At 73.4% G+C, this 17,091-nt stretch carries 17 protein-coding genes; 10 read left to right on the forward strand and 7 right to left on the reverse strand.

Translation table 11 applies throughout. The features are described from left to right. Nucleotide 1 precedes the first annotated feature (1 nt). On the forward strand, nt 2-472 hold the full coding sequence (locus tag K7I03_RS17055; protein ID WP_185944354.1) for a heat shock protein transcriptional repressor HspR: 471 nt from the start codon (nt 2-4) through the stop codon (nt 470-472). Between the two features lie 283 nt (nt 473-755). Here the strand turns inward: K7I03_RS17055 and K7I03_RS17060 are convergent, their stop codons facing one another. After that, a complete protein-coding gene (locus K7I03_RS17060) occupies nt 756-1,151 on the reverse strand; it encodes a nuclear transport factor 2 family protein (protein ID WP_185944355.1) in 396 nt (131 codons plus the stop codon). 70 nt (nt 1,152-1,221) lie between these two features. Beyond that, on the reverse strand, nt 1,222-1,980 hold the full coding sequence (locus K7I03_RS17065; protein WP_185944356.1) for an SDR family NAD(P)-dependent oxidoreductase: 759 nt from the start codon (nt 1,978-1,980) through the stop codon (nt 1,222-1,224). Nucleotides 1,981-2,152: 172 nt separating this feature from the next. Between K7I03_RS17065 and K7I03_RS17070 the strand changes: the two genes are divergently transcribed. Then, nucleotides 2,153-3,028, forward strand: a complete 876-nt coding sequence (locus K7I03_RS17070) for a LysR family transcriptional regulator (RefSeq protein WP_398858533.1) — start codon at nt 2,153-2,155, stop codon at nt 3,026-3,028. Between the two features lie 136 nt (nt 3,029-3,164). Here the strand turns inward: K7I03_RS17070 and K7I03_RS17075 are convergent, their stop codons facing one another. The 3 genes from K7I03_RS17075 to K7I03_RS17085 all read right to left on the reverse strand — a co-directional run bounded on the left by K7I03_RS17075 (nt 3,165) and on the right by K7I03_RS17085 (nt 4,774). Then, nucleotides 3,165-3,641, reverse strand: a complete 477-nt coding sequence (locus K7I03_RS17075; protein ID WP_185944358.1) for a GNAT family N-acetyltransferase — start codon at nt 3,639-3,641, stop codon at nt 3,165-3,167. A 106-nt stretch (nt 3,642-3,747) separates the two neighbouring features. Then, nucleotides 3,748-4,164, reverse strand: a complete 417-nt coding sequence (locus K7I03_RS17080; protein ID WP_185944359.1) for a pyridoxamine 5'-phosphate oxidase family protein — start codon at nt 4,162-4,164, stop codon at nt 3,748-3,750. Nucleotides 4,165-4,189: 25 nt separating this feature from the next. After that, nucleotides 4,190-4,774: a Uma2 family endonuclease gene (locus tag K7I03_RS17085; RefSeq protein WP_185944360.1), complete on the reverse strand. Its 585-nt coding sequence runs from the start codon at nt 4,772-4,774 to the stop codon at nt 4,190-4,192. Nucleotides 4,775-4,979: 205 nt separating this feature from the next. Here K7I03_RS17085 and clpB point away from each other — a divergent pair, with 205 nt between their 5' ends. Both clpB and K7I03_RS17095 read left to right on the forward strand, forming a co-directional pair. Beyond that, nucleotides 4,980-7,601: an ATP-dependent chaperone ClpB gene (clpB, locus tag K7I03_RS17090; protein ID WP_185944361.1), complete on the forward strand. Its 2,622-nt coding sequence runs from the start codon at nt 4,980-4,982 to the stop codon at nt 7,599-7,601. A 160-nt stretch (nt 7,602-7,761) separates the two neighbouring features. Further along, a complete protein-coding gene (locus K7I03_RS17095; RefSeq protein ID WP_185944362.1) occupies nt 7,762-8,310 on the forward strand; it encodes a YbjN domain-containing protein in 549 nt (182 codons plus the stop codon). Between the two features lie 46 nt (nt 8,311-8,356). Here K7I03_RS17095 and K7I03_RS17100 read toward each other — a convergent pair whose 3' ends face one another. Further along, nucleotides 8,357-9,565: a hypothetical protein gene (locus K7I03_RS17100; protein ID WP_185944363.1), complete on the reverse strand. Its 1,209-nt coding sequence runs from the start codon at nt 9,563-9,565 to the stop codon at nt 8,357-8,359. Between the two features lie 307 nt (nt 9,566-9,872). Here K7I03_RS17100 and K7I03_RS17105 point away from each other — a divergent pair, with 307 nt between their 5' ends. From K7I03_RS17105 to K7I03_RS17115, 3 genes are all read left to right on the forward strand, one after another. After that, the gene (locus K7I03_RS17105; protein ID WP_221903296.1) at nt 9,873-11,153 is read left to right on the forward strand and encodes an aminotransferase class I/II-fold pyridoxal phosphate-dependent enzyme; all 1,281 of its coding nucleotides are present in this window, start codon (nt 9,873-9,875) and stop codon (nt 11,151-11,153) included. 389 nt (nt 11,154-11,542) lie between these two features. Further along, on the forward strand, nt 11,543-12,130 hold the full coding sequence (locus K7I03_RS17110) for a DUF2617 family protein (protein ID WP_185944364.1): 588 nt from the start codon (nt 11,543-11,545) through the stop codon (nt 12,128-12,130). Nucleotides 12,131-12,200: 70 nt separating this feature from the next. Then, nucleotides 12,201-13,742 (forward strand): polyamine aminopropyltransferase, encoded by a 1,542-nt coding sequence (locus K7I03_RS17115; RefSeq protein ID WP_185944365.1) that lies wholly within the window; start codon nt 12,201-12,203, stop codon nt 13,740-13,742. A 111-nt stretch (nt 13,743-13,853) separates the two neighbouring features. Here K7I03_RS17115 and K7I03_RS17120 read toward each other — a convergent pair whose 3' ends face one another. Then, nucleotides 13,854-14,774, reverse strand: a complete 921-nt coding sequence (locus K7I03_RS17120; protein ID WP_185944366.1) for a helix-turn-helix domain-containing protein — start codon at nt 14,772-14,774, stop codon at nt 13,854-13,856. Between the two features lie 109 nt (nt 14,775-14,883). On the opposite strand from K7I03_RS17120, the gene K7I03_RS17125 reads away from it, so the two are divergent. The 3 genes from K7I03_RS17125 to K7I03_RS17135 all read left to right on the forward strand — a co-directional run bounded on the left by K7I03_RS17125 (nt 14,884) and on the right by K7I03_RS17135 (nt 17,078). After that, the gene (locus tag K7I03_RS17125; RefSeq protein WP_185944425.1) at nt 14,884-15,528 is read left to right on the forward strand and encodes a DsbA family protein; all 645 of its coding nucleotides are present in this window, start codon (nt 14,884-14,886) and stop codon (nt 15,526-15,528) included. 38 nt (nt 15,529-15,566) lie between these two features. Next, nucleotides 15,567-16,217: an NAD(P)-dependent oxidoreductase gene (locus tag K7I03_RS17130; protein WP_185944367.1), complete on the forward strand. Its 651-nt coding sequence runs from the start codon at nt 15,567-15,569 to the stop codon at nt 16,215-16,217. Between the two features lie 87 nt (nt 16,218-16,304). Further along, on the forward strand, nt 16,305-17,078 hold the full coding sequence (locus K7I03_RS17135; RefSeq protein WP_185944368.1) for an SRPBCC domain-containing protein: 774 nt from the start codon (nt 16,305-16,307) through the stop codon (nt 17,076-17,078). The last annotated feature ends 13 nt before the right edge of the window (nt 17,079-17,091 follow it).

Raw genomic sequence — 17,091 nt, forward strand, 5'->3', positions numbered from 1 at the left:
GATGAACGGCGACGGCCGCACCCGTCGGCGCTTCGAACCCGCTCAGCCGTACGAGCTGACCGATGAGTCGCCCGTGTACGTCATCTCGGTCGCGGCTCAGCTCTCGGGCCTGCACCCGCAGACCCTGCGCCAGTACGACCGCCTCGGCCTGGTCTCGCCCGACCGCACGGCCGGGCGCGGCCGCCGCTACTCGGCCCGCGACATCGAACTGCTCCGCCAGGTGCAGCAGTTGTCGCAGGACGAGGGCATCAACCTGGCCGGCATCAAGCGCATCATCGAACTGGAGAACCAGGTCGCCGCGCTGTCGGCCCGGGTCGCCGAGCTCCAGGCGGTCGTCGACGGCGCCGCCGCGGCGATGCAGCAGCGCGAGGCGGCGGTGCACGCGTCGTACCGGCGGGACCTGGTCCCGTACCAGGAGATGCAGCAGACGAGCGCGCTGGTCGTCTGGCATCCGCCGAAGCGGGATCGCTGATCGGTGATCAACTAGTGTTGATCACCGGTCCGTTCGTCGTTCGAGAGGCCCGCCCCCGATGAGGGGGCGGGCCTCTTCTGTTGAGTGTTCCACCGGCCGGGGTCGCTGGTGCGGACGGTCGGCCGGGTGCTGGAGGGCAGCTCGGTGGGATGGGGGCTCGCCTCGTAGGCGTACGGCCGTACGGCCGGGCGGCACGGGGAGGTGGGCGGTTCGGCGGGCCGGCCGGTCGAGGACAGGGCCGTCGGCCGGACTGCTCGGCCGGGGTCCTTCGCCGGCCCCCGGCTCAGAACATGGAGTTGTCGTTCGCGGCGGTTTCCGGGATCGCCTGGACGACGTCCCAGTGCTCGACGATCCGGCCGCCCTCGAAGCGGACGATGTCCATCACGGCACTGCCCCGGTCCTCCGGTGATGTCCGCATGTGGCTGTGCAGGACGACGAGGTCGCCCTCGGCGACCACCCGTTTGAACTCCATGGTCAGCTCCGGGAACTGCCCGACGAAGTGGGAGATGGCGCTGACGAACGCCTCCGGTCCGTCAGGGGCGCTGGGGTTGTGCTGGATGTAGAAGGGGCCGAGGTACCGGGCGGCGGCCTCGTCCGGACGCTTGTCGTTGAAGGCGAGGGAGAAGAACTCCTGGGCGATGCGCTTGGTGAACTCGGGGGTGGTGTCGGGGGAGGGCATGGGATCTCTCATTTCGGGGGGAGGGCGGGGTGGGGTGGGGGAGGGGGGAGGGGGAGCCCCCCGGGGGGTGTCACCAGGGCACGGTGTCCTCCGCCGACGTGCCGTCGCCGCCGCGGAAGGTGCCGGTCGGGCCGTCGGCGTCCAGCAGTGCCAGGGCCACCGGGACGTCCGCGCCCTGTTCGGGGGTCCGGTTGCCGCGGTTCCGCGGGGAGTCGCGGTTGAGGTCGGTGGCGACGAGGCCGGGGTTGGCCGCGTTGACGCGGATGCCCGCGGCTCGCAGATGGTTGGCGTACAGCAGGGTGACCGCGTTGAGCGCGGCCTTGGACGCGCTGTACCCGACCAGGCCGGCCCCGGCGATGGGATGGTCCGGGTCGCTCAGCGCGGTCAGCGAACCCAGCGGGCTGGAGAGGTTCACGATCCGGCCCGTCGAGGAGCGGAGGAGCAGCGGGATGCACGCGTGCGTCACGTTGATCACGCCGAGGACGTTCACCTCGAAGGTGTCCCGGACGTCGTCGGCGGTGACGTCGTCGACGGCGGCGCCCCAAGTGCCCACGGTTCCGGCGTTGTTGACGAGGACGTCCAGCTTCCCGTGTTCCTCGTCGATCCGGCGCGCCGCTGCCCGCGCCTGCTCGGCATCGGTCACGTCGAGCTGGACGAAACGGACGTCCGAGTCCCCGGTGTTCAGTGCGGCCACGGCCAGCGCGCCGCGGTCCGGGTCGCGGGACCCGGCGTACACGGTCATTCCCTCGGCCGCCAGCCGACGGGCGATCTCGCGGCCGATCCCCTTGTTCGCACCGGTCACCAGCGCGACTTCACCGCGGTGTCGCATGAGTAGTCTCCTTCGACTTTCGGCTTTCCGCCTTCGACCTTCGGCTTCGGGCTTCGGGCTTCGGGCTTCGTTCTTCGGGCTTCGACGCCCGATGCCTCAACTTCACCAGCGCGAGGGGCGTTTGGGGAAAGTCCGGTTCGGCCTCGTGCTATACCGTGCGGGTATGGTCGACATCGAGGTGCGGGAGCTGCGGTACTTCCGGGCCGTGGTCCAGGAGCTCAACTTCTCGCGGGCGGCGCGGCGCCTGGGGATGTCACAGCCGCCACTCTCCCGCGCCATCGCCCAACTCGAACGGCGGCTGGGCGTACGGCTCTTCGAGCGCGGCAATCGGCGGATGGAGCTGACGCCGGCGGGCATCGCCCTGGCGGAGGAGGCGGTCCGTGCTCTCGACGCGGTCGAGGCCGCCGCCCGTCGGACGCGCCGCGCCGGTGCGGCCGTGCCGTCGCTCGTCCTCACGGCCAAGGCCGGCGTGGCGACGCACCTGCTGCGCCGCGTGGTCACCGCCTACCGGGCCCTGCCCGGTGCCCCGGACGTACGGGTCACCCTCAGCGGCTACGGCGAGCAGGCGGCCATGGTCCGGGACGGACGCGCGGACGTGGCGCTGCTCGGGACCCCCTTCGACCGGCACGGGATCGAGTACGAGCCGCTGTTCTCCGAACCCCGGGTGGCCGTGCTCCCCGCGGGCCATCCGCTGGCCGCCCGCGCCGCGCTGAGCTGTGCCGATCTGGAAGACCTGCCCATGCCGAACTGCCCGGGCCTGAGCGGTGCGGAACGGGCCTACTGGTCGGAGCCCGGCGTGCCCGGTCCGGTTGTCCGCGACAGCTCGCAGCTCATGGAAGCCGTGGCGCTGGGCCAGGCGGTGGCCCTGATTCCGGAGTCCTTGGCGGAACTGCACCCCCGGGGCGACGTGGTCCACCGGCCGGTTCCCGACGCGAAGCCGTACGAGACGGCTGTCGCCTGGCGCGAAGGGATCCGCGAGGGCTGGGTGGGGCGGTTGGTGCGGACGGTGGCGGAGCTGGCAGAGCGGGAGGTGCGACGGGCCGCGTGAGGCGGGTGGACGGGAGTCTTCCGAGCCGGGGGCGGCGGGGTGGCTTCGTCGCCGAGGGCAGCCGACGCCCGTCCCCTCGCCGTCCATGTCGGGACGGCGGCGGCGGGCTGTTCCTGGAGGACGGCTTCGTCGGCCGTCAGGCGGAGGGCCGGCGGGACGTCGCGTCGTCCGGCGTGAGGTCGCGGGCGAGGACGATCTCGCCGTCGTCCAGGTCGCCCGTCTCGCCGAAGCCGGCCGCCCGGTAGAGCCGGAAGGCGACGTGGTTGCCCGGTACGACGCTGAGGCGCATCCGGGTGTGCCCCGCCGCGCGGGCGCGGTCGAGGACGGCGGCCAGACCGGCGTGGCCGAGCCGCTGCCCCTGGAAGCGCTGGTCGATCATGTAACGGGAGAGCGAGACGGTCCCGGGGGTGTCCTCGGACGGGTGCAGCAGGGCGAACCCGATCAGATCGGAGCCGTGCAGCAGGGCGAGCGGATCGGCCGCCGGGTACGCCCAGGCGTCGGCCAGCGAGCGGACGTTGGGGGCGACGAACTCCCGTTGGCCGGACCCCACGTCCAGGGCGATGACCGCCTCGTAGGTGTCCACGGTGACCGGTTCGCAGCGCACGGGGATCATGCGCGGCATCCTAGGCAGCGGGGTCCGGGGCGTCACTCGGGTTCCGCTCCTCCGCGGCTCGCCGCGCCGCTTCCGCGTTCTCCGCGTTCTTTCATACGAGGTTCTCTCATACGAGCCGCACCGAACCCATGGCCCGCGTCACCGTGATCTCGATCAGGACGCGGTCGGGGCTGGGCTCGGGGGTCCGCTCGTAGCGCTCCGCGTAGCGGGCGACCGCGTCGGCGACGGCGTCCGGCTCCGTGCGGACGACGGCCGTGCCCTCCAGGGTGGCCCACAGCCCGCCCGGAGCGACCTGGCAGAGCGCGACGCGGAGGCCGTCCGGGCCGGCCGCGAGGACGTTGGAGACCTTGGCGCTCTGCTTGCGGGTGATCACCCGGGCTATGGACGCCTCCGGGTCGAACGTGGCACCCACCGGCACGACGTGCGGGCTGCCGTCCCGGCGGAGGGTGGTGAGGGTCGGGAAATGGCGCTCGCGCCAGAACGCGACGTAGGCGTCCGGCAGGTTGCGGAGGTCGTGGGCCATGGCCGCCAGGGTAGTGGCCCGGGAGTCAGAGGAAGTCGGTGGTGTCGAGATCGAAGTCGAAGGGGGCGGGGAGGGGGAGGGGCTTGCCGAAGGGGACGCTGTGCACCTCCGTGTAGTCCTCCTTCGCCGGTTCGGCGAAGAGCGTCACCGTGCTCTCGTCGCGGTCCACGAGGAGGTAGAGGGGGATGCCGGCGCGGGCGTAGCAGTGGCGCTTGGCGACGCGGTCGCGTTCCGGCTTGCTGCTGGTCACCTCGGCGACCATGGCGACGCCTTCCGGGGGCATCCACGTCGGTGCGCCACGGAAGAGACGTCGTTCCCGCGGGGCGAAGGTGGCGTCCGGAATGGCGTAGTTCTTCGGGCACGACCCGCCTCGGGGCAGTTTCAGCCCCTTGTTGCCCGAGTACTGCATGCGGACCTTCGCGTGGTCGTACATCTGCGCGACGATCAGCTCGATGGCGTCCTCGTGGTCGCCGTCCGGCGCCGGTGACACGACGATCTCCCCCTCGATGAATTCCGCCTGGAACCCCTCCGGGGTCTCCAGGGTCAGGAAGTAGTCCAGGAGGGTCTCTTCCGGCGTCATAAGCCTTGGCTCTTGTGCCATAGCCGTCATGCTGCACCTCCCCGTAAGCGAACGCCAGCATGGCGCCCCCGCCCCCGGTGGCGGCCCGTTCGTCGTACCGCTTCACTCGCAAGGGGGAGCGCCGGGGGAGTGTCCGGACGGACTACCGTGGCAAGGGTTGAGTGGAATAGACTCAACTTATCGCACGTTGCCGAAAGCAGGATGAAGAAGCGAACCCGAGGAGGAGCTCCCCGTCGTGGATGCCGAGCTGACCAACAAGAGCCGTGAGGCGCTGAGCGCCGCCCATGAGCGGGCCGTGTCGGCCGGGCATGCCGATATGACCCCCGCCCACCTGCTGCTGGCCCTGCTGGCCGGGCAGGAGAACGAGAACCTGCTCGACCTGCTGGCCGCCGTGGAGGCGGACGCCGCGGTGCTGCGCGGCGGGGCCGAGCGGGTGCTGGCCGGGCTGCCGAGTGTGCAGGGGTCGACCGTGGCGCCCCCGCAGCCCACCCGGGAGCTGCAGGCGGTGCTGGTGGACGCCGGGGAGCGGGCCCGTGATCTGGGGGACGAGTACATCTCCACCGAGCACCTGCTGATCGGGCTGGCCGCCAAGGGCGGCCGGGTCGCCGAGCTGCTGGAGCAGCAGCGGGCCTCCGCCAAGCGGCTGCTCGACGCGTTCGAGAAGGCGCGCGGCGGGCAGCGGGTGACGACGGCCGATCCCGAGGGCACGTACAAGGCGCTGGAGAAGTTCGGTACGGACTTCACCGCCGCCGCGCGGGACGGCAAGCTCGACCCGGTCATCGGGCGGGACCACGAGATCCGCCGTGTGGTGCAGGTGCTCTCCCGCCGCACCAAGAACAACCCGGTGCTCATCGGCGAGCCGGGCGTCGGCAAGACGGCCGTCGTGGAGGGGCTGGCGCAGCGGATAGTGAAGGGCGACGTCCCGGAGTCGTTGAAGGACAAGCGGCTGGTCTCGCTGGACCTGGGCGCGATGGTGGCCGGTGCCAAGTACCGCGGTGAGTTCGAGGAGCGGCTGAAGACCGTCCTGGCGGAGATCAAGGCCAGCGAGGGCCGGATCATCACCTTCATCGACGAGCTGCACACCGTCGTCGGCGCGGGCGCCGGCGGGGACTCGGCGATGGACGCGGGCAACATGCTCAAGCCGATGCTCGCCCGCGGCGAGCTCCGCATGGTCGGTGCGACGACGCTGGACGAGTACCGGGAGCGGATCGAGAAGGACCCGGCCCTGGAGCGGCGCTTCCAGCAGGTGCTGGTCGCCGAGCCGTCGGTGGAGGACTCCATCGCGATCCTGCGCGGGCTCAAGGGCCGCTACGAGGCGCACCACAAGGTGCAGATCGCGGACGCGGCGCTGGTCGCGGCCGCCACCCTCTCGGACCGCTACATCACCTCCCGGTTCCTGCCGGACAAGGCGATCGACCTGGTCGACGAGGCCGCCTCCCGGCTGCGGATGGAGATCGACTCCTCGCCGATGGAGATCGACGAGCTCCAGCGGGCCGTCGACCGGCTCAAGATGGAGGAGCTGGCGCTCCGCAACGAGACGGACGAGGCGAGCAAGGAGCGGCTGGCCAAGCTCCGCCGCGACCTCGCCGACAAGGAGGAGGAGCTGCGCGGGCTCACCGCGCGCTGGGAGAAGGAGAAGCAGTCCCTCAACCGCGTCGGCGAGCTGAAGGAGCGCCTCGACGACCTGCGCGGGCAGGCCGAGCGCGCCCAGCGCGACGGCGACTTCGACACCGCGTCCAAGCTGCTCTACGGCGAGATCCCGGCCGTCGAGCGGGAGCTGGAGGAGGCCGCGGAGGCCGAGGCCGAGCAGGAGGCGGCCTCCCGGGACCTCATGGTCAAGGAGGAGGTCGGCCCCGACGACATCGCCGAGGTCGTGGCGGCCTGGACGGGCATCCCGGCCGGCCGGCTGCTGGAGGGCGAGACCCAGAAGCTGCTGCGCATGGAGGAGGAGCTGGGCAAGCGGCTGATCGGGCAGGAGGAGGCCGTCCGGGCGGTCTCCGACGCGGTGCGCCGCTCGCGCGCCGGGATCGCCGACCCCGACCGGCCCACCGGTTCGTTCCTCTTCCTCGGCCCGACCGGCGTCGGCAAGACCGAGCTGGCCAAGGCGCTCGCGGACTTCCTGTTCGACGACGAGCGGGCGATGGTCCGCATCGACATGAGCGAGTACGGCGAGAAGCACTCCGTCGCCCGCCTCGTCGGCGCGCCCCCCGGCTACGTCGGCTACGAGGAGGGCGGCCAGCTCACCGAGGCGGTGCGGCGCCGGCCGTACACCGTGGTGCTGCTGGACGAGGTGGAGAAGGCCCACCACGAGGTCTTCGACATCCTGCTCCAGGTGCTGGACGACGGCCGGCTCACCGACGGCCAGGGGCGGACGGTCGACTTCCGCAACACCATCCTCATCCTCACCTCCAACCTGGGCTCGACGTTCCTGGTCGACCCGCTGTTGAAGGAGGAGCAGAAGAGGGAGAAGGTGCTGGAGACGGTCCGGACCGCGTTCCGCCCGGAGTTCCTCAACCGGCTCGACGACATCGTGGTGTTCCACCCGCTGGGCACCGGCCAGTTGGAGCGGATCGCCCGCATCCAGATCGACCAGCTCCAGCGGCGGCTCGCCGACCGGCGGCTCACTCTGGACGTCGACGAGTCCGCGCTGCGCTGGCTGGCCGCGCTCGGCCACGAGGGCCCGGACGAGGCGCCCGACCTCACCTACGGCGCCCGGCCGCTGCGCCGCCTGGTGCAGACCGCGATCGGCGACCAGCTCGCGCGCGCCATCCTCGCCGGCGAGGTGCGGGACGGCGACACGGTCCGCGTGGAGCGGGTCCCGGGCGAGGACGGGCTGTCGGTGCGGGCGGCGTCGTAAGGCGGCGGCCCGCCGGCCCGGGCGGCCCGTCGGCCCGGACTCCGGACGGCCCGGAGTGCCCCCCTGGCGCGTGGTCGGTGAGCGACGCATGCGCCAGGGGTTGCGGGGCAGGGGCTGGTGTGGGGGAGGATGGCCGCAACCGTACGAAGGGAAATCCACGGTGAGCATCGACCCGTCCTCGATTCCGAATTTCGGGGGCCAGCCCGAGCCGCAGCCCGAAGAGACGGGCCCGGCCGGTCCCGTCATCCCCGACCAGGACCTGGTCAAGCAGCTCCTGGAGCAGATGGAGCTGAAGTACCTCGTGGACGACGAGGGTGACCTCGCGGCTCCGTGGGAGCAGTTCCGTACGTATTTCATGTTCCGCGGTGAGGAGGAGCAGCAGGTCTTCTCCGTGCGGACGTTCTACGACCGGCCGCACGGCATCGACGACAAGGGCAAGCTGCTCGAGGTCATCGACGACTGGAACCGCCGCACCCTGTGGCCCAAGGTCTACACGCACACCAACGACGACGGCACGGTCCGCCTCATCGGCGAGGCCCAGATGCTGATCGGCGTCGGGGTGTCGCTGGAGCACTTCGTGTCCAGCACCGTCAGCTGGGTCCGCGCCTCGGTCGAGTTCGACCGCTGGCTCGTGGAGCAGCTGGGTCTGGAGGAGGACCTGGAGTCCGGCGACGGCGACGGCGGCGACAAGCCCGACGCCGACGCCTGATCCTCCGGACGACGCCGGCCCGGGCCCTGCATGGGCAGCCCCGGCCCTACATGGGCAGCCGGGCCGCCGTCACCAGGTAGGTCCCGTAGACCAACGAGAGCCCGGCCAGCGCGCCGACCGTCACCGCGACGGTGCGCGACCGGGCTCTCGTCATGCCCAGGGCCAGCGGGATCAGCAGCGGGAAGGCGGGCAGCAGGAAGCGCGGCTTGGACGCGAAGTAGCTGGAGCCGCCGAGGGCGATCACGCACAGCACCAGGGTGTAGGCCAGCAGTGGGGCGGGCGGCCGTTCCAGCACGAGGAAGACGAGCGCGACCAGCGCGACGACCAGGACGCCCAGGGAGCCGTAGTACGCCATCCCGTCGCGGCCGGTGAACAGGTGCCGGACGAACCGGAACGCGTCGGCGCCGAAGTCGAACCGCGACCCCCACCGCCGTTGCACGGTGAAGTAGCCCAGCGGGCCGAACCCCGAGCGGTGGCCGGCCCACAGCACGTAACCGGCCCACCCCAGCGGGGCGAGCGCGAGGCCGGTCCACAGCCGCCAGTCGGCGCGGGAGCGCGGTTCCCGGCGCAGGATGGCCAGCGTGGCGCAGCCGACGGCGGCGGCGACGGCGATGGCGTTGGGCCGGGAGAGCCCGGCGGCCAGCGCGAGCGCCCCCGCCCAGAGGTGCCGGCGGGTGACGACGGCGTAGAGCGCCCACGCGGCGAGGGCGGTCATCAGGGATTCCGTGTAGCCCATCGTCTGCACGATGGAGTGGGGCAGCAGCCCCCAGAGGAGCACCAGCCAGGTGGCCGCCCGCCGCCCGTACAGCCGCTCGCCGACGGCGTAGATCCCCCAGGCCGCGCAGGCCGCGGCGGTCCAGGCGACGACGAGCTGCGCGGAGACGATCGAGAACGGGGTCAGCACGGTCACCGCGTGCACCAGGCCGGGGAAGAGCGGGAAGAACGCGTAGTCGCTGTAGATCACCGAGTGGCTGGTGGGGGACGGGAGGATCAGTCCGTAGCCGTCCTCGGCGATGCCCGCGTACCAGATCGCGTCCCAGGAGTGGCCGAGCAGGGTGCGCGGGTGGCGGCCGGTGGACCAGGCCCAGGAGGCCATCGTGGCCACGCCGGCCAGCCGGGCCGCGGCGTAGAGCACGAGCGCGGGCAGGGCGCGGCGCAGCGCCTCGCGCGCCCGTTCCCGGCGCCGGGCCTGGCCGCCGGCGGGGGCGCGGCGCGGCTCCGGGGCACGGACGGGCACGGCGGTGTCGGCGGACACGGGACCTCCTCGGGGCACCTCCCGGGCCGGCCGGGGAGGGCGCGGCCGGGCCCCGCGGGGACGGGCCGGGCGGCGGGACCGGTCGGGGCGCCGGGGACGGCGCCGGTACGGACGGTGCGGAACGTGCGGCATACCGACCATGCGTCCGGGGCCTCGCGCGCGTGGCGCGTCACGCCCGTAGGGGGCGCGGCTTCCACCCGGCTGGCGCACCGGGACGGCGGCGCCCGGTACCCGGGCACGGGTGTTCGCGTCCGCCTAGGGTGGTCCGGGTCACGGACAGTCCGGAGGACGACCGGGAGGGGCGCGGATGAGCGCGGAACACGGTGGAGCGCACGGCGGAGCGCCGGGCGGCACGGGGAACGGGACGCGGGGGCCGGCGGCCCGGCTCACGGGACTCGGCACGTCGGTGTTCACGGAGATGACCGAGCTGGCCCGGAGCACCGGGGCGGTCAACCTGGGGCAGGGCGTGCCGGAGCTGGGCAGCCCGCGCGCGCTGCTGGAGGACGTCGCGGCGGCGGTGCTGGCCGGGGCCAACCAGTACCCGCCGGCGCACGGCACGCCCGCGCTGCGCGAGGCGGTCGCCGCGCACCAGCGGCGGCGGTACGGGCTGGAGTACGACCCGCTGGGCGAGGTGCTGGTGACGACGGGCGCCACCGAGGCGCTCGCCGGGGCGCTGCTGGGGCTGTGCGATCCGGGGGACGAGGTGCTGGCCTTCGACCCCTGCTACGACGCCTACGCGGCGGTGGCCCGCTTCGCGGGCGCGAAGCTCGTGCCCGTGCCGCTGGTCACGGAGGGGGACGCCTTCGTGCTGGACGCGGACGCGCTGCGGGCCGCCGTCACGCCGCGGACCCGGGTGCTGGTGCTGAACACGCCGCACAACCCGACGGGCAAGGTCTTCACATCGGCGGAACTGGAGGCCGTCGCCGCGGTGTGCCGCGAGCACGGGCTGACGGTTGTGACGGACGAGGTGTACGAGCACCTGGTGTTTGGCGAGGGCAGCCAAGAAGGGGCAGAAGGAGCAGAAGGGGGAGAGCGGAACGGGCCCGTCCATCGGACGATCGCCGCGCTGCCCGGGATGCGGGAGCGGACGTTGACCGTCTCGTCGGCCGGCAAGACGTTCGGGGTGACGGGCTGGAAGGTCGGCTGGGTCTGCGGGCCCGCGCCGCTGGTGGCGGCGGTGGCGGGAGTGAAGCAGTTTCTCACCTACACCTCGGGCGCGCCCTTCCAGGACGCGCTCGCCCGGGCGCTGGGGGGCGTGGAGGAGTGGGCAGCGGAGCTGCGGCGGACGCTGGGGCGCAACCGGGATCTGCTGAGCGACGGACTGACGCGCGCCGGGTTGCGCCCCTACCGGGCGGACGCCGGGTATTTCGTCCAGGCGGACATCCGCGCGTGGGGGCATGGGGACGGCGTGCGATTCTGCCGTGAACTCCCTTTGCGCGCCGGGGTGGTGGCCATTCCGACATCCGCCTTCTTTGTGCGCCCGGGCGCCCCGTCCCATCTGGTGCGATTCTCGTTCTGCAAGCGCGAGGAAGCCGTTCTCGACGCCGTGGAACGGCTGGAGCGGGCGGCGTCCGCCGGATCGCGCTGAGCCCGGAGTGTGCGCCCCCGGCGGGTAAACCCGCCGGGAAACCCCTGGCAAAGGGCGTTTGATCTGGGGATTTGCAAGTGGCCCATGCTTGACCGCATATGCGCCCGGCGGCGACAACTGCCGCCGGGCGTTGTTTCGTTGAACATGTGAGCTGTCCGGCCCACGCGTGGATGGAAAATCGACGATGATGGGTAAAAATGCTGTGGGCGCCGTTGGCTTCATGATTTCCTTTCGATCAGAGCCACGTTCAGAGAAAACTCCTGGGATTCTCGGAATCGCCTCCGCCGGATCCGGGAGCCTCCAAAGCGGGCATGAGCCGGCGCCTCGAAGATCTGGTCCTCCTCGGGTGGGCCGGCCATCCCCCCACTGTTCGCTCGCGGAGCCGACCCATGCTCACCACCCTCAAGACCGGCTACACCGACACCCGCGCGGCCGACCTGGCCTGGTGCCTGGGCCGGGAACCGCTGCCGGCGCTGGCCGTACTGGATCTCCAACTCGACGCGTCGTCGGTGCAGTTGCGCCTGCTCGGCGCCTCCCACCAGGTCCTTCTGGAGGAGGACAGCGGCAGCTGTTCGGAGACGGTCGCCTGCATACCCGGCAGCAGCACCCCACTGCCCCTGGGCGTCGCCAAGCGCGTCGGCAGCTGGGAGTACGAATTCGCGGCCCGCGTCGAGACCTTGACCCGGTGCTCCTTCGCCGGGCGCGCGCAGGAGCTGCTGGCGCTGGTGGCCGAACACCCCCAGGGGCTCGCCGGAACGTTTCCGGGCGATCCGCACGCCTTCACCGCCCTGCTCGCCCAGCGCCGGGACGGCCAGGTCAGCTGGCGCACCTGGCACGCGTACCCGCAGGAGGGGCGGCTGGTCGTCACCCGCACCCGGGTGGGCGTGCGCGCCGACTGCGTCACGCCGGTGGGCGCGCGGGGCGCCGCCCCCCACCCTGGCGCGAGCCCCCTGGCGAACGGCCCGTCCCTCAACTAGCTCGTGCGACACCCGCATTGAACTCGTGTGGGTGACGTGACGTGGCCGGATCGTGACGTAGCGTTCCGGCATGATCTACCGACCGGTACCCGCACGCTTGCCCGTACCGGCCGGGCTCGGCCGTCTGCTCGTGCTGATCACGGTCTTCGTCTGCGCCGCCTGCGGCCTGGTGTACGAGCTGGAACTGGTCGCCCTGGCCTCGTACCTCATCGGCGATTCCGTCACCCAGGCGTCCGTCGTGCTGTCGGTGATGGTCTTCGCCATGGGTGTGGGATCGCTGCTGGCCAAACGGCTGCGGCGGCGCGCCGCGCTCGGCTTCGCGGCCGTGGAGGCGGTACTGGCCCTGGTCGGCGGGCTGTCGGCGATGGCGCTCTACGCCTGCTTCGCGTGGTACGGCCGCGCGTGGCCCGCTCTCGTGGTGTTCTCCCTGGTCATCGGGGTGCTCATCGGGGCCGAGGTGCCGCTGCTGATGACCCTCATCCAGCGCGTCCGGCGGCAGGACGCGGGCGGCGCGGTCGCCGACCTCTTCGCCGCCGACTACGTGGGCGCCCTCGTCGGTGGGCTCGCCTTCCCGTTCCTGCTGCTGCCGATGCTCGGCCAGCTCACCGGGGCGCTGGTGACCGGTGCGATCAACGCCGTGGCGGGCGGGGCGCTGGTGCTCGCGGTGTTCCGGGGCGACCTCAGCGCCCGCGCCCGCCGGGCCGTGACGGCGGCGAACGCGCTGGTCCTGGCCCTGCTCGCGGTCTGCTCGGCCCTCACGGGACCGTTCGAACGGGCCGCCCGGCACGCGGTGTACGGCGGGGACGTCCGGGTCGCCGTCCGCACCGAGCTCCAGGAGATCGTCCTCACCGGGGGCGGCCGCGGCGGCCGTCCGCTCGCCCTTTTCCTCAACGGCCGGCTGCGGTCCGCCGGTGGTTCCTCCCGCTACCAGGAGGCGCTGGTGCGGCCCGCGACGGCCGGCCCCCACCGGCGCGTCCTGGTGCTCGGCGGCGGCGACGGCCTCGCCCTGCGCGAGGTGCTGCGGCGGCCCGGGGTGGCGGCGGTGACGGTCGTCGAGCCGGACGCGGCGGTGGTGCGGCTCGCCCGTACCGACCCCGGCCTGCGCCGCCTCAACCGGGACGCCTACGCCGACCCCCGGGTCACCGTCGCGCACGCCGACCCCTTCGCCTGGCTGCGGCGCGCCGCGGCCGCCGGGGACCCCTACGACGTGGAGGTCTGCGATCTGCCGGGGCCGGACGGGCCCGGGGGCGCCAAGCTGTACTCGCAGGAGTTCTACGGGCTGGCCGCGCGGCGCCTCGCGCCCGGCGGGCGCCTGGTGGTGCACGCCGGGCGTGTGTCGGGGAACGCGCACGACTTCTGGACGGTGGACGCGACCCTGCGGTCGGTCGGCCTGGCCACCGAGGCGTACCGGGCCGGGGCGGCGGGCGAGGAGTGGGGGTTCCTGCTGGCCGGCCGGGCGGAGGAGGGCGCTCCGGGGCGGGGGCCGGATCGGGGCGAGGGGCTGCCCGCGGGGCTGCCCGAGGCGTCCGCCGTGGGCGCCCGGCCCGTCGTACGGCCGCCGGGCGCGGCGGAGCCGCCGTCGACGCTGATGCGTCCGCGGTACGAGGAGTGAGCGCGGCGCCGCGGTGCCGGCTCGGGGCCGCACGCGCGCTCCGAGCCCCGCCGCCGCGGTCGCTCCCCGGTCCTCCGGGGCCGCGCGCCCGCCGAACTCCGCCGCCGGCCCCTACCGCCCCGACCCGCGGGCCGTCTCGCGGAAGGCTCCCGGGGTCACCCCGGCCCGCTGCTGGAAGAACTTCGAGAAGTTCGCGGCGTCCTCGAAGCCCAGCCGTTCCCCGACCCGGACGACCGCCAGGTCGCTGTGGGCCAGCAGCCGCTTGGCCTCCAGCACCACCCGCCGGTCGATGAACTCCTTGGCGCCCACCCCGGCCGCGGCCAGGGTGGCGCGGGAGAGGGTGCGGGGCGCGTAGCCGAGGGCGCGGGCGTAGTCGGCGACCCGGTGGGTCGTGGCGAAGTCGCGTTCCACGGCGGCGCGGAAGCGGAGGAACGCGTCCGCCGGCGCCGGGACCCGGCTGCCCACCGGCGCGGTGAGATGTGCCAGCCGGAGGACCAGCACGGACAGCAGATGGCGCAGGACGTCGGCGTGCACGTCGGCGGGCAGTCCGGCGCCGGTGCGGAAGTCGGCCGCGAGATGGCGTACCGCGCAGGTCACCGCCTCGCGGTCGGTGCCGACGGGCTGCCACAGCACGGGGTGGAACGGGTCGTCGGCCAGCGCCGCGACGGGCGAGCCGGGCGGCAGGAAGTTCGGCTGGGCGAGGATCACCGTGCCCTCGATCCGGGCCGCGTCCCCGAAGCTCTGTACCTGGCCGGGGCGCACCCAGAGCACCGAGCCCTCGGTCAGCCAGTAGCCCGTGAAGTCCACGGTGTGCGAGGTGGCGCCCGAGTCGACGACCACGAGCTGGTGGAAGTCCAGCCGCTGCGGCCGGGGCAGCAGTCCCTCGGGCGCCCGGGCGCGCAGTTCCGCGACGGTCATCACCTCGATGCCCTGCGGTGTGCCCGGCGGCGGCCGGTAGGTGAGCTCGACGATGCTGTCGGCCTGGCTGGTGCCGCCGACGGCGTCCGTGCACTCGTGTCGCTTTTTCACCATGACGGGACCCGAGCGTACCTGGTTGTGCCGCTTCCGTCCTCGTAGCGTTGTCATCAGTCACCACAGTGATTTCACAGGCAACTACTCAGAGGAGAACGAGGTGAACGCCATGGCACGGCCCCGGCAGACCGTCACCTACGCATTCGACGCCTACTGCGGCTGGTGCTACGGCTACGGCCCCACCGTCCGCGAGTTCGCGGCCGTGAACGCCGACCGGCTCGACCTGCGGGTGCTGAGCGGCGGTCTGTTCACCGGCGCCCGGGCCCAGCCGGTGGGCGCGTACGCCTCGTACATCCCGCAGTCGGACGCCCGGATCGCCGAGCTGACGGGCGCGGTCTTCGGCACGGCGTACTCCCGGGCGGTGGCGGAGGGCACGACCGTGCTCGACTCCGCCGACGCGGCGACGGCGCTGGTCGCGCTGGCCCGGCAGGCGCCCGAGCGGACGCTCGAACTGGCCGGGGCGCTCCAGGGCGCCTGGTACCGCGACGGGCGCAGCCTGTCCGACCCCGCGACCCTCAAGGCCGTCGCCGCCGAGGCCGGCCTGGACGCGGACGAGGCGGCCGCCGCCTACGCCCGTCCCGACGTCCGGCAGGAGGCGCTGGCCGGCTTCCGCGAGGTCCGGCGGCTGGGCGTGGACAGCTTCCCCACCCTGCTGCTGCACACCGCCGACGGCGGCGTCCGCCGGCTCGGCGGCCCCGCGACCTCCGCGCAGGCGCTCACCCGTGCTCTCGACGAGCATGGAACCGGCGCGTGATCCCCCTCGAACCCCACCCCATCCCTCAGGAGAACCCCATGGCGAAGATCGCCCTCTTCGGCGCCAACGGCACGATCGGCAGCCGCGTGCTGCGCGAGGCCCTCGACCGCGGACACCAGGTGACGGCCGTCGTCCGCGACCCCGCCAAGCTCACCGAGCGGCACGCCAACCTCACGGTCACCACCGGTGACGTCCTCGACCCCCAGTCCGTCGCCGCCGCGGCCCAGGGCCAGGACGTCGTCGTCAGCGCGGTCGGCGGCGGCGACGGCCCGGGCCACGTCGCCACCATCAAGCCCGCCGCGGAGTCCCTGGTCGCCGGCCTGCGGACGCTCGGCGACGCGGCACCGCGGCTGATCGCGGTCGGCGGCGCCGGCTCGCTGCGCACGCCGGACGGCAAGCAGGTCTGGGACGCGGAGGGGCTGCCCGAGTTCCTGCTCCAGATCATGCACGCCCACGGTGACGCCCTGGACTTCTACCGCACGGTCACCGACGTGCGCTGGACCAACCTCAGCCCGGCCGGCCTGATCGAGCCCGGCGAGCGCACCGGCGCCTACCGCACCGGCCTGGACGACCTGGTCGTGGACGAGAACGGCAAGAGCCGCATCTCGGTGGAGGACTACGCCGTCGCCCTCGTCGACGAGATCGAGAAGCCGCGGCACATCGGCGAGCGCTTCACGGTCGCCGACTGACCTCACGAAGCCGTGCCCACCGGAAAGTTCGATCGGATTCGACCGGGGAGTCCCTGGTGAAGGACCCGGTGGGTAGGCTCGCTTGCCATGGAGCACGAGGTTTTCGTTCCGTTCCCCGTCGGTGACGTCCGGCGGGCCCTGGCCGACCCCGCCCGGGTGGTCCGGTGCGTCCCGGGCCTCCAGCAGGACGAGGGCGGGACGGACGACGCGGGCGGCGCGCCGGCGAACACCGGGATCACGGTGGCCGGCCGGCTGCGGCTGCGCATCGGCGGGTCGACGATCACCTACCGGGGGTCGCTGCGGCTGACCGAGCACGACGGCGCGTACGAGCTGTCCGCCGAGGGCACCGAGGCCCGCGGCTCGGCGTCCGTGTCGCTCACCCTGAGCGCCCTGCCCGAGGAGGCCCCCGGCGGCACCCGGGTGGCCTGCTCCGGAACGGTGTCCCGGGCCGGCCGGCTGGCCGAGTTCGACACCCGGACGGCCGAGGGCACGGCCCGCCGGCTGCTGGACCGCTTCGCCACCGCGCTCGCCGAGGAACTGGCCCAGGACGTCCGGGACGCGGCGCTCCGCGACGAGCTGCCGCCCCTGGACGACGAGGCGTTCGCTCCCGCCTCCGAGGTGCTGCCCGCCGAGGTCCTGCCGGACGACGAGCCGCCGGCCGAGGCGGCCCACGCCCGCCGGACGATGATCGGCCGCAGCGCCGAGGAGGTCGACCACGCCCCGCCGCGCGGCCGGTACGCACCGGTCCCCGCGCCTGAGACCACGTCCGGCCGGGCGGCCCTGCGCTGGGCGGCCCCGGCGGCGGCCGTCGCCCTCGCCTCCGCCGTGGTCGTCGGCCGGGTGCTGCGCCGCAGGCGGTGACCCCCCCCGGCGG

The organism is Streptomyces mobaraensis (assembly GCF_020099395.1).
GTDB lineage: Bacteria > Actinomycetota > Actinomycetes > Streptomycetales > Streptomycetaceae > Streptomyces.

Bases quoted from the DNA above. Each gene is read 5' to 3' on its own strand.
- K7I03_RS17055 (WP_185944354.1), top strand. From the start codon at position 2: ATGAACGGCGACGGCCGCACCCGTCGGCGCTTCGAACCCGCTCAGCCG.
- K7I03_RS17060 (WP_185944355.1), bottom strand. From the start codon at position 1,151: ATGCCCTCCCCCGACACCACCCCCGAGTTCACCAAGCGCATCGCCCAG.
- K7I03_RS17065 (WP_185944356.1), bottom strand. From the start codon at position 1,980: ATGCGACACCGCGGTGAAGTCGCGCTGGTGACCGGTGCGAACAAGGGG.
- K7I03_RS17075 (WP_185944358.1), bottom strand. From the start codon at position 3,641: ATGATCCCCGTGCGCTGCGAACCGGTCACCGTGGACACCTACGAGGCG.
- K7I03_RS17080 (WP_185944359.1), bottom strand. From the start codon at position 4,164: ATGGCCCACGACCTCCGCAACCTGCCGGACGCCTACGTCGCGTTCTGG.
- K7I03_RS17085 (WP_185944360.1), bottom strand. From the start codon at position 4,774: ATGACGGCTATGGCACAAGAGCCAAGGCTTATGACGCCGGAAGAGACC.
- K7I03_RS17105 (WP_221903296.1), top strand. From the start codon at position 9,873: ATGAGCGCGGAACACGGTGGAGCGCACGGCGGAGCGCCGGGCGGCACG.
- K7I03_RS17110 (WP_185944364.1), top strand. From the start codon at position 11,543: ATGCTCACCACCCTCAAGACCGGCTACACCGACACCCGCGCGGCCGAC.
- K7I03_RS17115 (WP_185944365.1), top strand. From the start codon at position 12,201: ATGATCTACCGACCGGTACCCGCACGCTTGCCCGTACCGGCCGGGCTC.
- K7I03_RS17120 (WP_185944366.1), bottom strand. From the start codon at position 14,774: ATGGTGAAAAAGCGACACGAGTGCACGGACGCCGTCGGCGGCACCAGC.
- K7I03_RS17125 (WP_185944425.1), top strand. From the start codon at position 14,884: ATGGCACGGCCCCGGCAGACCGTCACCTACGCATTCGACGCCTACTGC.
- K7I03_RS17130 (WP_185944367.1), top strand. From the start codon at position 15,567: ATGGCGAAGATCGCCCTCTTCGGCGCCAACGGCACGATCGGCAGCCGC.
- K7I03_RS17135 (WP_185944368.1), top strand. From the start codon at position 16,305: ATGGAGCACGAGGTTTTCGTTCCGTTCCCCGTCGGTGACGTCCGGCGG.